At 65.8% G+C, this 12,716-nt stretch carries 14 protein-coding genes; 8 read left to right on the top strand and 6 right to left on the bottom strand.

The window, feature by feature from the left end; translation table 11 throughout:
* Window positions 1–481 precede the first annotated feature (481 nt).
* The 3 genes from BDIM_RS17620 to BDIM_RS18315 form a co-directional block, all read right to left on the bottom strand.
* A complete protein-coding gene (locus BDIM_RS17620) occupies window positions 482–928 on the bottom strand; it encodes a hypothetical protein (RefSeq protein ID WP_143276791.1) in 447 nt (148 codons plus the stop codon).
* Complete coding sequence (locus BDIM_RS18720) at window positions 904–1,599, bottom strand: S1 family peptidase (RefSeq protein ID WP_081461900.1); 696 nt, start codon at window positions 1,597–1,599, stop codon at window positions 904–906. The genes BDIM_RS17620 and BDIM_RS18720 overlap by 25 nt, the downstream gene beginning before the upstream one ends.
* A 264-nt stretch (window positions 1,600–1,863) precedes the next feature.
* A complete protein-coding gene (locus BDIM_RS18315; protein ID WP_211205985.1) occupies window positions 1,864–2,139 on the bottom strand; it encodes a hypothetical protein in 276 nt (91 codons plus the stop codon).
* A 170-nt stretch (window positions 2,140–2,309) separates the two neighbouring features.
* On the opposite strand from BDIM_RS18315, the gene BDIM_RS16895 reads away from it, so the two are divergent.
* The 8 genes from BDIM_RS16895 (at window position 2,310) to BDIM_RS11970 (ending at window position 9,822) form a co-directional block, all read left to right on the top strand.
* Entirely contained in the window at window positions 2,310–3,059 is a 750-nt protein-coding gene (locus tag BDIM_RS16895; RefSeq protein WP_003165849.1) for a hypothetical protein, read from the top strand.
* Window positions 3,060–3,079: 20 nt separating this feature from the next.
* Window positions 3,080–3,574, top strand: a complete 495-nt coding sequence (locus BDIM_RS11940; RefSeq protein ID WP_040346014.1) for a GAF domain-containing protein — start codon at window positions 3,080–3,082, stop codon at window positions 3,572–3,574.
* Complete coding sequence (locus tag BDIM_RS11945; RefSeq protein WP_040346019.1) at window positions 3,571–4,467, top strand: ROK family protein; 897 nt, start codon at window positions 3,571–3,573, stop codon at window positions 4,465–4,467. Before BDIM_RS11940 ends, BDIM_RS11945 begins: the two co-directional genes overlap by 4 nt.
* Before the next feature lie 63 nt (window positions 4,468–4,530).
* On the top strand, window positions 4,531–5,208 hold the full coding sequence (locus BDIM_RS11950) for an SDR family NAD(P)-dependent oxidoreductase (RefSeq protein ID WP_003165850.1): 678 nt from the start codon (window positions 4,531–4,533) through the stop codon (window positions 5,206–5,208).
* Window positions 5,208–6,026 carry an HpcH/HpaI aldolase/citrate lyase family protein gene (locus tag BDIM_RS11955; RefSeq protein ID WP_003165851.1) on the top strand — a complete coding sequence of 273 codons (819 nt, stop codon included), beginning with the start codon at window positions 5,208–5,210 and terminating at the stop codon, window positions 6,024–6,026. Before BDIM_RS11950 ends, BDIM_RS11955 begins: the two co-directional genes overlap by 1 nt.
* A gap of 71 nt (window positions 6,027–6,097) precedes the next feature.
* Window positions 6,098–8,161 carry a capsular polysaccharide biosynthesis protein gene (locus BDIM_RS11960; RefSeq protein WP_244911813.1) on the top strand — a complete coding sequence of 688 codons (2,064 nt, stop codon included), beginning with the start codon at window positions 6,098–6,100 and terminating at the stop codon, window positions 8,159–8,161.
* A 149-nt stretch (window positions 8,162–8,310) separates the two neighbouring features.
* On the top strand, window positions 8,311–9,456 hold the full coding sequence (locus BDIM_RS11965; protein ID WP_003165853.1) for a beta-ketoacyl-ACP synthase III: 1,146 nt from the start codon (window positions 8,311–8,313) through the stop codon (window positions 9,454–9,456).
* A 99-nt stretch (window positions 9,457–9,555) separates the two neighbouring features.
* Entirely contained in the window at window positions 9,556–9,822 is a 267-nt protein-coding gene (locus BDIM_RS11970; RefSeq protein ID WP_003165854.1) for a hypothetical protein, read from the top strand.
* 74 nt (window positions 9,823–9,896) lie between these two features.
* Here BDIM_RS11970 and BDIM_RS11975 read toward each other — a convergent pair whose 3' ends face one another.
* The 3 genes from BDIM_RS11975 to BDIM_RS11985 form a co-directional block, all read right to left on the bottom strand.
* A complete protein-coding gene (locus tag BDIM_RS11975) occupies window positions 9,897–10,424 on the bottom strand; it encodes a porin family protein (RefSeq protein WP_040346021.1) in 528 nt (175 codons plus the stop codon).
* A gap of 211 nt (window positions 10,425–10,635) precedes the next feature.
* Window positions 10,636–11,169, bottom strand: coding sequence for a porin family protein (locus BDIM_RS11980; RefSeq protein WP_003165856.1), 534 nt, complete (start codon window positions 11,167–11,169; stop codon window positions 10,636–10,638).
* Window positions 11,170–11,388: 219 nt separating this feature from the next.
* A partial coding sequence (locus BDIM_RS11985; protein WP_040346024.1) for a putative PEP-binding protein occupies window positions 11,389–12,716 on the bottom strand: 1,328 nt, incomplete at its 5' end.

The raw sequence follows: 12,716 nt of genomic DNA on the forward strand, positions 1-12,716 counted from the left end.
CCCGTCCTGCTCGCCTGGATCAGAGATGCTAAGGCTGCGTCGCTGCAGCTCATCGTCGTTCCAGTGCAGTCCAGCCATGCCATGCTCCGTGCCTGATTGAACCTAGTTATCATGAGTCGGGTCTCACGATATTCCCTATTTGTTCCCCCTCCTCATACCTGCACTATCCCCCTCTTCGCCGAGTTCGAGTCTGACCTTAATTTAGAGGTCACCAGCGTGCAGGCATCGACAAAGCGAGGGCTGAGGGTTGCTGCCATGGCCCCCTCCACCGTGCCAGTCGACGAGGTCCGGCAGCTATCAAAGGAAGGCCTAACCCCACTGCAAATCCAGAAGCACCTCGGGATAGGCCGAGGCAGTGTCAACCGAGCTTAGGGGAGCCGTGGTTTCCTGCCGCCTCTGTCGTTTCCCTGCTTTTCCGCCAGTAAGCACACCTTGTCATGCTTGCTGTCGAAGAGCGCAACACCACAGGCTACAGGAACGACTATGCGGATGGAGCCGCCTTCCATTGGCACCAGGCATTTCGACCGATCTTGAAGACCGTGAGCACCGCTACTGTTGCCAGACCTGATATAAGGCCAGCGCCAAGCGTGAAGGTTCCACCTATGGCGGCTGAAATCACGGTAACCGCCTGCTCAAAAAGACTCATCCCTTGAGTTCGTTCTTTTTTATACTCTTCTGATGCCGTGCAGAAGAACTGATAAGTCTGATCTAAAACTGCAGACCACAATCCTCCAGCCTTGCTGCCAGGAGCCCCCACACCAACCACAAAACCGGAAGCTGGGAGCTCACCAGCCATCATTAGCCCGATCTCTTCCAGCTCTTTCTGGGATGATGCTGCCAAAGCCTTCAGAGCCAGAGGCCGGTTAACAGCAGACACTGAGCGGTTGATAAAGGTTGCGACTTCTACTTCATCGAGTTCCTCAGACATCGAGCCCCTCCGCTTTTCAGCAACGCGATCCCAAACTCAATCGGAGTTGCGAATGAGAGCGTACTATCTTGGCCTAGTGCGAAGTTCCCAATACGTGCCACAGGCTTGCTGCCTGTCGGGCTGAAACGCCCGGATACAATGCCGATAATCTGTCCAGTTTGGAGCGCGATTACCGGGCCACCGCTGTTACCCTCATGCAGATTGGCATCTATGTGTAGCTGGTGAGCTCCCTGATCCGTCGTGCTCTTTCCTGCAATGATTGATGCAGTGATCTTCTGAACGTGCATATCCCGGTCGCCAAAAGGGACCCCTAAGATGCCGACTGAAGACCCCGACGGGACTGTCATTCCCTGCCCAGCCCATTGAGGTGGAACATGAATCGAAACCACGTCAGTGACCTTAAGCAATGCCACATCATTTACGGCATCATACTGAGCCACCATAGCTGCTGCTGACTCAACGCGCGAAGCAGTCCGTGGGGCGAAAGTGTTTACGTGAGGCGCGGAAGTGACAACCAACTTGGCTGTTAAGTCCAAAATGTGGGCAGCCGTTAGAACATACCCACTTGAGTGCGCGGCAAATCCACTACCAAGAAACTCAATAAAGCCATCGTCACGCACACGGGCGATCATAACCACTACGCCACTATGCGCCTGAACGCCTCGAAACATCACACCCCTCCGATTCTCTAAGAATCTACTCCGCAGACATGGCACACTTCAAGGCAGAGCTTGCGGCGCAAGCTTCGCTAGAAGTTCGTTGCCTGTGGCACCAAAAGTGTGACACATAACTCTACCGAAGGCCGCTAGAACCTAGGAAATCCGGCACCTGAGGGGTTCCTAGAGGCTCTCCCTCCGGGCCTACCACCCTGAATGCAGGTTCTTTCAGATCGTCGGCCTTGAAGTGGCGGCCCCTGGCGGAGCCGCCGACGCAGATCAAGGCGCGCCATATAGCGCAGTGCAGCGCTGCTCGACTTCAGCCAAGCACATATCGAAAGCAATAGCCTCCGGCGTATCAGGACTAGGCAGATAGACCATTCCCCCGGGGGTGCGAGGAAGGCACTGATTTCGCCCTTCCAAAAAGCACCGAGCGTACTCGCTCCTGACAACATCTTTAGCGACAGCCGGGGCCGCCGACTGCAAGGATACTGTAGCCGCCAGCGCCACGCCTCCCACGACAATCAAACCAACACCAAGATTGGAAAATTTCATTTTGCTTCCTCCCGCGGTTTATTCCGCCTCCTCAAGGAACAACCAAAACGGATTTCGCGCAACACCGATACTCCAGAGGCTCTAGTCGCGTTCCAAACTCCCGTTTGTTTGATGACCGGCACGCTCCCACGTTAAAGTCATTTCTCTGACCAGATGCCGAGACACGCTTCATGATCCTCTTGCTCAGCGCCGCCCTGGCCTCCGTTTCGGAGCCCGCCTTCGAGGCTCTGGAGCCGATTCCGGCCGCCGCTCAGGGCGAGGCCATCCCCGCCTGCACCGTCGATCGCCGCTGGTGCGCCCTGATCGAGACGGACGAGACCCAGGAGCGTCAGGTGCTGCGCCTCTATGACGGCCTGCCCGGCGGCCGGGCGCCCGTGGCCTCACACCTCATCGAGAGCGAGAACTCGGAAGGCTTCTGGAGACCGAGCGCCATCTTGCGTCGCGCGGAAAGCGACGACGTCATCCTCGGCGCCGACATGGAGCTGCAGGCCATGTATTCGGGCGGCGGGGGCATGTCGTCCTATCGGACGCTGGTGCGGTTCACGCCGGGCGCGGCGCCGCAGGAGATGCTGACCGTTCCCATGTCCGGGTCGCTGATGATCCGCGCTTGCTTCGGCGAAGAGGACATGAAGCAGCGCGCCGGCGCCTGCCACGACGAATATGAGTTCAACGCCGAACTGAAGGCCGAGGGCGACGCATTTCCGCCGCGCCTGACCTATGCTTCGACCGCGACCACCTTCCCCGGCCCGGTGTCGCGCAACGAGGACTCCCTCGCCAAGCCGCCATTGACCCCCAAGGATCTGGTCAAGGCCGTCGACGCCGAATGCAGCGTGCGCCGCGTCTTCACTTTCGATCCGGCGGCGAACGCCTATGTTCCCGACGCGCCCCTGCCTGACTGCGGCGACTATACCGTTCCCTAGATTGCGTTGAGCCCCACCTGATGTCCTACGTCGCCCGTGACGACCGCCCCGCCGACAAGGCTGAACGCTACGCCGAGGTCGAGGCCGAGATCCTGGCCGTTCTGGACGGCGAACCGAACCTGACGGCGCGCATGGCGACGGTCGCGTCGATGCTGGCGGACGCCTTCCCCGTCTTCTTCTGGACCGGCTTCTACGTCGTGGACGCGGCCAAGGGCGATGAACTGGTCGTCGGTCCGTATCAGGGCACGCTGGGCTGCCTGCGCATTCCGTTCGGGCGCGGCGTCTGCGGCGCGGCGGCCAGGACGCGCGAAACCCAGGTGGTCGAGGACGTCCACGCCTTCCCCGGCCACATCGCCTGCGACAGCCGCTCGGCCAGCGAGATCGTGGTTCCGGTGCTGGACGCGGCGGGCGGGTTGATCGCCGTGCTGGACGTGGACGCGACCGAGACGGCCGCCTTCGACGCTGTGGATGCGGCGGCGCTGGAACGGCTGATGGCCAAGGTGTTCGGCGCCTGATGCGGATCGGCGTCGACTTCGGCGGCACCAAGATCGAGGCGGCGGCGCTGGATGCGTCCGGGGCCTTCGCCGCGCGAATCCGCGAGCCGAATCCCGGAACCTATGACGCCGCCCTCAACCTCGTCGCCGACCTGATCGCGCGAGTCGAGGCCGAGGCCGGACCGGCGCGATCGATCGGCCTGGCCATTCCCGGCTCGCCCTCGCCGCGCACCGGGCTGATCCGCAACGCCAACTCCACCTATCTGAACGACCGCCCTCTGGCCGACGATCTGCAGGCTGCGCTGAACCGCCCAGTGCGGCTGGCCAACGACGCCAACTGCCTGGCCCTGTCCGAGGCCGCCGACGGCGCAGGCGCGAGCGCCGCCAGCCTGTTCGGCGTTATCCTGGGCACCGGCTGCGGCGGCGGGCTGGTCATCGACGGCAAGCTGGTCGAGGGGGCGCACGCCGTCGCCGCCGAGATCGGCCACATCTCCCTGCCGTGGCCCTCGGCGGAGGAGGCGCCCGGCCCCGCCTGCTGGTGCGGCCTGAGCGGCTGTCTCGAGACCTGGATTTCCGGCACGGGCTTCCAGCGCGATCATGAAGCCGCGGCCGGGCGGGCATGGACGGCGCAGGCGATCGTGGACGCGGCGCGTGCAGGCGACGCCCAGGCCGCTGCGGCGCTGGACCGCTACATCGACCGGCTGGGACGAGGCCTGGCCATGATCGTCAACCTGACCGACCCGGAGGTCTTCGTGCTGGGCGGCGGCATGTCGAACGTGGTCGAGCTTTACGACCGCCTGCCTGACATCGTGGCGCGCTACGTCTTCTCCGACAGCTGGGAGGGGCGGATCGTTCCGGCCAGATGGGGCGATTCCTCGGGCGTGCGCGGCGCCGCGCGGCTGTGGGACGCCTGATCGCCGATTGATCCCGCGACGCGCGACGCTATGGTCCGCGCCGAACCATTCAGGAGCGAGACGATGGGCGAACGGGTTGCAGCAATCACCGGCGGGCACGGCGCCCTGGGGCGGGCCGTGGTCGAGGCCGCGCAGGCCGCCGGCTGGACCGTCGCCGTCATCGATCACGCCAGCGGCCACGTCGTCCCTGACGGCGTGCTGGAGGTCGGCGGCGTCGACCTGACCGACGCGGCCCAGGCCAAGGCCGCGATTGAGGCCGTGGTCGCCCGCTTCGGCCGTCTGGACGCCCTGCTGAACATCGCCGGCGGCTTCGTCTGGAGCCCGGTGGAGGGCGACGGCGACGAATTCGACCGGATGCACGCCCTCAACGTCAAGACGACGCTGAACGCCAGCCGCGCCGCCCTGCCCCATCTGAAAGGTTCGACCGAGGGCCGCATCGTCAACGTCGGCGCCAACGGCGCGATCAAGGCCGGGCACGGCATGGGCGCCTACGCCGCCTCCAAGGCCGGAGTCCACCGCCTGACCGAGGCTCTGGCCGAAGAGCTGAAGTCGACCTCGGTGACGGTCAACGCCGTCCTGCCCTCCATCATCGACACGGCGACCAACCGCGCCGACATGCCCGACGCCGATCCGGCCAAATGGGTCGCGCCCGCCGATCTGGCCGCCGTCATCCTGTTCCTGGCCTCGCCCGAGGCGCGAGCCGTGACGGGCGCCCTGATCCCCGTCACGGGCAAGGTCTGATGCGCGCGCGCAGCGTCCTATACCTGCCCGCCTCGAATGCGAGAGCGGTCGAGAAGGCCCGCGCCCTGCCCTGCGACGTGGCGGTGCTGGACCTTGAGGACGCCGTCGCGCCTGAAATGAAGGCTGAGGCCCGCGCGGCCGCCGTCGCGGCGGCGTGCGAAGGCGGCTTCGGCCCGCGCCTCGGCGTGCGGATCAACGGGCTGGACACGCCGTGGGGCGCCGACGACCAGAAGGCCCTGCATGACGCCCCGGTCGACCTGATCGTCGCGCCCAAGGTCGAGAGCGCGGCCATGGTCCACGCCCTGTCGGCGGCGCTGCGTCCCGGCGTAGACCTGTGGGCCATGATCGAGACGCCGCGCGCGTTGGTGGAGTTGCGCGACATCGCCGAAGCGGACGGGGCCTTGAGCGGCCTGATGCTGGGCGTCAACGATCTGGCCAAGGATCTGAAGACCGGCCCTGCGCCGGATCGGGAGCCGCTGAAACCGTGGCTGGCGGCGATCGTGGCCCACGCCCGCGCCAACGGCCTGAGCGTCATCGACGGCGTCTTCAACCGCATCAAGGACGAGACGGGCTTCGCGGCGGAGTGTGTGCAAGGCAGGCTGTATGGTTTCGACGGCAAGAGCCTGATCCATCCGTCGCAGATCGAGGGCGCGAACGCGGCGTTCGGCCCGTCGCCCGACGAGATCGAATGGGCGCGCAAGATCGTCGCCGCCTTCGCCGCGCCCGAAGCCGCCGGGCTGGGCGTCATCCGCGTCGAGGGCGAGATGGTGGAGCGGCTGCATCTGCAACAAGCGCAGGCGCTGCTGGCGGCGCTGTAATCCCTTCTCCCCTTGTGGGAGAAGGAAGCATGGGGTGGCGCCCTGACTCTACAAACCGTAGACACCATCCCATGACCGCACCGCTTCCGCCCCCGTCGAAAACCCGCGCCTGGGTCTGTGCGCCGGGGGTGTTGAAGGTGCCGTTCCTCTCCGCCTTCCTGCCCGATTACGACCTGTCCGCCCTGCCGGGATCGTCGATCGAGGCCGTCCTCGGCTGGGGCATGAAGCCGACGGCAGAGGCGGGCCGACGCTGGGCGGCGAAGCACGACAAACCCTACATCGCGCTGGAGGACGGCTTCCTGCGCTCGGTCGGCATCGGCGAGAGCGGAGCGACCAGCCTCAGCCTGATCGTCGACGATCTGGGCGTCTATTACGACGCCACCCGACCTAGTCGGCTGGAGCATCTGATCCAGACCGCCCCCGACTGGTGCGACGTCGCCATGAAGGCCCGCGCGCGGGGCCTGATCGACCGTATCGTCGCCTCCGGCGTGTCCAAAACCAATATGGGCGGGCCGCTGGCCCCTGACCTGCTGAAACCCGGCCGCCGGGTGCTGATCGTGGACCAGACCTTTGGCGACGCCTCCATCGGCTATGGGCTGGCGACCGAAGCCAGCTTCTCCGACATGCTGGCGACCGCGCGGCGGGACGAGCCGGACGCCCAGTTGATCGTCAAACGCCACCCTGCCGTGGCCGCAGGACGCAAGCAGGGCTGCATCCCGGCGGATCAACTGAATGGCGTCACCCTGATCGACAACGACGTGCGGCCCGCCGACCTGCTGGCGGCGGTGGACGCGGTCTATGTCGTGACATCGGCGCTGGGGTTCGAGGCGCTGTTGCGGGGCCTGCCCGTGCGCTGCTTCGGCGCGCCCTTCTATTCAGGCTGGGGGCTGACGACCGATGCGGTGCAGACCGGACGGCGCGGCGCAGCGCGCGATCTGGAGCAGATCGCGGCGGCGGCCCTGATCGCCTACACCCGCTACGTCGATCCCGTCACCGGCCAGCGGTGCGAGGCTGAACAGGCGCTGGAACGGCTGATCGCCCTGCGCGTCCGGGCCGACCGGCTGGCGGGCGACTGGGCCGCCGTCGGCTTCGCCCCGGCCAAACGGCCGCCGGTGCGCCGCCTGCTGAACTCGCCAAAGGGCCGCGTCCGCTACTTCTGGCGCTCATCCGCCGCCGTCGCCCATGCGCGGGCCACGGGCGGCAAGCTGATCTGGTGGGCCGGCAAGGAGACGCCGCAGATCCGCGCCGCCGCCGACGCCTTCGAGGGGCCGGTCGTGCGCATGGAGGACGGCTTCATCCGCTCGCGCGGCTTGGGCTCCGACTTCTTCGGCGCCCTGTCGGTCGCCCTGGACGATCAGGGCGTCTATTACGACCCGACCCGGCCCAGCCGTCTGGAGAGCCTGATCGAGGCGGGCGAGCCGTCGCCGGATCAGGCCGCGCGCGCCGAGGCGCTTCGTGTTCGGGTGGTCGAGGCGGGCCTGTCGAAATACAATCTGAAGGGGGCGGGCGTCCCGGCGCACTGGCCCAAGGACAAGCCGATTCTGCTGGTCGTCGGTCAGGTCGAGAACGACCGTTCGATCATGATGGGCTGCGGGCCGGACCTGCGCACCAACTCCGGCCTGGTGAAGGCGGCGCGGGCGGATCATCCCGACGCCTTCCTGATCTATCGCAACCACCCGGACGTGACGGCGGGCAACCGGCCCGGCCTGCTGGACCATGCGGCGATGGAGGAAGTCGACGCCTCAGCCGACGATCTGGACATCGTGGACTGCCTGAACGCCTGCGACCGGCTGGCGACCCTGACCTCCCTGACCGGGTTCGAGGCCCTGATGCGGGGTAAGCCGGTCAGCGTCTATGGCCGCCCCTTCTATGCCGGATGGGGCCTGACCGACGACCGCCTGACGTTCGAGCGCCGCACGCGCCGCGCCAGCCTGCAAAGCCTCATCCACGCCGCCCTGATCGGCTATCCGGTCTATGTCACGCCGGACGGCTGGCCGTGCGAGGCCGAGGATCTGGTCGAGGCCCTGATCGCCGCGCGCGACCATCCCCTGCCCGCCCCGCCGCGCGGCCGCATCAATCGCTGGTGGCGCGGCATAAAGGCCAGTCTCGACCGCAGCCCTCCCCCGGCCTATTGAGGACGTTCGTCATCGCAACGGACTGAGTCCGGCCCGCGAGGCGCCCGAACTTCGCCGCGAGGCGCCGACATAAGGCTTGTCGAGCGCCGGGGACTCCATGTTCCCTCATGCAGCGAGGCGCCGCGCGCCGAGCGTCAGGGAACTACACAGTGCAAAAAGCCGTCATCTCCGCCACCGGCCTGTTCACGCCCGAACAGTCGATCTCGAACGAGGAACTGGTCGGCGCCTACAACGCCTGGGCCGAAGGCTGGAACGCCGCCAACGCCGAGGCCATCGCCGCCGGAGAAATCGAGGCCAAGACGCCTTCGTCCGAAGCCTTCATCGAGAAGGCCTCGGGCATCAAGGCGCGCTATGTCATGGACAAGTCGGGCGTCCTCGACCCCGAGCGGATGCTGCCCAGCCTGCCCGCGCGCGGCGACGACGAACTGTCCATCCTGGCCGAAATGGCGGTGAAGGCCGCTGAGGACGCCATCAGGGCCTGGGGCAAGCCGGTCAGCGAGATCGGCGCCGTCATCTGCGCCGCGTCGAACATGCAGCGCCCCTACCCCGCCATGGCCATCGAAGTGCAGCAGGCTCTGGGGATCGAGGGCTTCGCCTTCGACATGAACGTGGCGTGCAGTTCCGCCACCTTCGGCATCAAGACGGCGGCGGACTTCGTGGCCTCCGGCTCGATCAAGGCCGTGCTGATGGTGAACCCGGAAATCTGCTCGGCGCACCTGAACTTCAAGGATCGCGACAGCCACTTCATCTTCGGCGACGTCGCCACCGCCGTCATCATCGAGGCCGAGGATCAGGCCGGACCCGGCGGCTGGGACATTCTGGGCACGAAACTTCAGACCAGCTTCTCCAACAACATCCGCAACAATTTCGGCTTCCTGAACCGCGCCGCCCTGCCGACCGACGGGCATGAGCCGGTCTCGTCCGACGGCCTGACCGACAAGATGTTCGTCCAGCAGGGCCGCAAGGTGTTCAAGGAGGTGGTGCCGATGGTCTCGACCATGATCCTGGATCACGCCGCCGAGCTGGACCTGGACACGCACGGGCTGAAGCGCCTGTGGCTGCACCAGGCCAACATCAACATGAACACCCTGATCGGCAAGAAGGTGCTGGGTCGCGAGCCCGAGCCGAGCGAGAACGTCATCATCCTGGACGACTACGCCAACACCTCTTCGGCCGGGTCGATCATCGCCTTCCACCTGCACAACGACGGCTTCGCGCCGGGCGAGACGGGCCTGATCTGCAGCTTCGGCGCAGGCTATTCTGCGGGCACGGTTTTTGTGCAAAAGCGCCCCTGATCGCCCTGATCAGGAATCAATATTTCCGGCGCCGCTTGCACTGTTCGGAAATTTTTGCAAACCGTAACGCGTCGAGAAGCAGGGGGGGACGGCGCCCGAATGACTCAGACAGCTTCGCCTTGGGCTGAAAAACTCAGTGATCCGCTGGCGCACGATGTGGCCACGGTGTTGCAACGCATGGGCGGTTCGGCCCATCAGGATATGGTGATCAATTGCGTCGCGGCGCTGAAACGCCAACGCGGCGAGTCGGTGACTCAAGACCTCAAGATGAAGATCATCGAGGTGTTCGAACGCTATCGCGACTTCTTCATCCGCCCCTTCGGCGAGGGGTCGCTGCGCTGGGCCCTGGCGCCGGGCGTCGCCTGACCGCCTAAAAATCGACCAACGAAAAAGGCCCGCTCCGACTGGAGCGGGCCTTCGTCGTTTCAGACCATCCGCGCTTAGAAGCGGCGGATGTAGCTGACCGAATAGGCGTCTGCCTCGCCGCGGTCGTCGCGGAAGTCGCGGCGGGTCCAGTCGGCGCGGACGCCGTTGACGCCATCCAGGTAGTAGTTGGCGCCGACGCCGTAGTTCCAGCTGTCGCCGCCGACCTTGCTCTCCGAGCCGGCCAGCTCCTGCTTCAGCTCGGTGTGGCCGTAGCCGCCGCGAGCGAACAGCTCCAACTTGTCGCCGACGGGATATTTGCCGACGACATAGCCGGCCGCGTCCCACTCGTGCTTGATCTGACCGTCGACGCCGGCGACGGTGATGTCCTTGTCCTTGACCCCCACGCCGACCTCGGTCTCCACGGCCAGATAGCGGTTCAGGTTGACGCCCAGGCGGCCGGATACGGCGCCGGTCTGGGCCGCATCGCCTTCCATGTGCGTGTAACCCAGCGAACCATAGCCACGCGGCTCAGGGTTCGATTGAGCAAACGCCGGAGCGGCGAGAACAGACACAGCAGCGGCGGCGAGAAGAACGTTACGCATTATTTCATACTCCTTAGATGATGTGACTTCTGTGATCACATGCCCCATCCAACGAAGCTTAAATGGTTGCGTCGCCACACTCGTTCCATAGGCGAAGCGACCAAACACGACACGAGTTACGCAAAAGACACACACATCGTTACCCAAATGACGCAAAAGAAAGGGCGCGCTCCGCCGGGGAGCGCGCCCAACCGATCCGCCGGGAATCGGATCAGAAACGACGGACGTAGTTGACCGAGTAGACGTCCACTTCGCCGCCGTCGTCGGTGAAGTCGCGACGGGTCCAGTCGCCGCGCAGGCCGTTCTGGCCGTCGAAGTAGTAGTTGGCGCCGACGCCGTAGTTCCAGCTTTCGCCGTCGGCCTTGCGCTCGACGCCGGCCAGTTCGGCCTTCATCTGCGTGGTGCCGTAGCCGCCGCGCGCGAACAGTTCGAAGTTCGGCGTGACCGGCAGGGTGCCGACCGCATAGGCGGCCAGATCATAGTCGTGCTCGATCTTGCCCTTGGCGCCGGCGATGGTGAAGTCGTCGTCCTTCACCCCGATCGAGCCTTCGCCCTCGACGCCGAAATAGGGGTTGAACTTGGCGCCCAGACGGCCGGTGACGGCGCCCAGGTTCCCATCCGAATGGTCCAGCTGCGAATAGCCGAGCGTGCCGTAATAGGTGGGGCCGCCCGGCTGCACGACCTGGGCCGCGGCCGGCAGGGCGAATACAGAAAGGGCGGCGGCGGCGAGAATAACGTTACGCATGAGCTTCAATCACTCCTTATTGTGATGAACAGGCCGGGCCTGACCACCTTGCGGAGAAACAAAGCTCAAGCGCACAGCGCCGTTCCCTGTGCTTGATACAGCAGTCTATGACTGTGCGAACAGAAGCACACACCGCGTTCCGCCAAGGATGACTATTTTACGACATGAAAAAGGCGACCCTTTCGGATCGCCCTTCTCTTGTCGTCGATTGAAAGGGCCTCAGCGGTCCTTTTCACGCTCCTCGCCCGAGCGTGCGCTCAGCGCGGCCTGCGCCGCCGCCAGCCGGGCGATCGGCACCCGGTAGGGCGAGCAGGAGACGTAGTCGAGGCCGACCGTCTCGCAGAAGGCGATCGACGACGGGTCGCCGCCGTGTTCGCCGCAGATGCCCATCTTCATGCCGGGCTTGACCGAACGGCCCCGCTCCTCGGCGATGCGGATCAGGTCGCCCACGCCGTTCTGGTCCAGACGGACGAAGGGGTCGGTCTCGAAGATGCCCTTGTCCAGATAGGCCTGCAGGAAGTGGCCGGAATCGTCGCGGCTGATGCCGAAGGTCGTCTGCGTCAGGTCGTTGGTGCCGAAGCTGAAGAACTCGGCATGCTCGGCCAGATCGGCGGCGCGCAGGGCGGCGCGCGGCAGCTCGACCATGGTGCCGACCAGGTAGTCCACGCTGTCCCCGGCGTCCGCGAAGACGGCCTTGGCCGTGCGGTCGGTCAGTTCGCGCAGATACTTCATCTCCAGACCCAGGGCGACCAGCGGGTGCATGATCTCCGGGATCGGGGCGACGCCCGAGGCCGCCTTCACCTGCAGCGCCGCCTCCAGGATGGCGCGGACCTGCATCTCGTAGATTTCCGGATAGGCCACGCCCAGACGGCAGCCGCGGTGGCCCAGCATGGGGTTGGTCTCATGCAGTTCGCGGGCGCGGCGCTTCAGCTTGGCGGCGTCCAGCCCCTGCGTCGCCGCCAGGGCGTCGATGTCGGCGTCGGTGTGCGGGATGAACTCGTGCAGCGGCGGGTCCAACAGACGCACCGTCACCGGCAGGCCGCTCATGATGGTGAACAACTCGACGAAGTCGGCCTTCTGGAACGGGGCGATCTTGGCCAGGGCCACGCGGCGGCCCGCCTCGTCATCGGCCAGGATCATCTCGCGCACGGCGGCGATGCGGGCCTCGTCGAAGAACATATGCTCGGTGCGCGACAGGCCGATGCCCTCGGCGCCGAAACCGCGCGCGGTCTTGGCGTCCAGCGGGGTCTCGGCGTTGGCGCGGACCTTCAGGCGGCGAATGCCGTCGGCCCAGCCCATCAGGGTCTGGAAGTCGCCCGTCAGCTCCGGCTCGATCATGGCCACGGCGCCGTCCAGCACCTCGCCCTTGCCGCCGTCGATGGTGATGACCTCGCCCGCCTTGAAGGTGCGGCCGCGCGCGGTGAAGGTTCCGGCCTTCTCATTGATGGCGATCTCGCCCGCGCCCGAGACGCAGGGGCGCCCCATGCCGCGCGCCACGACCGCCGCATGGCTGGTCATGCCGCCGCGCGCCGTGACGATGCCGCGCG

Origin of the sequence: Brevundimonas diminuta ATCC 11568 (assembly GCF_000204035.1) — a bacterium.
Classification (GTDB): Bacteria; Pseudomonadota; Alphaproteobacteria; order Caulobacterales; family Caulobacteraceae; genus Brevundimonas; species Brevundimonas diminuta.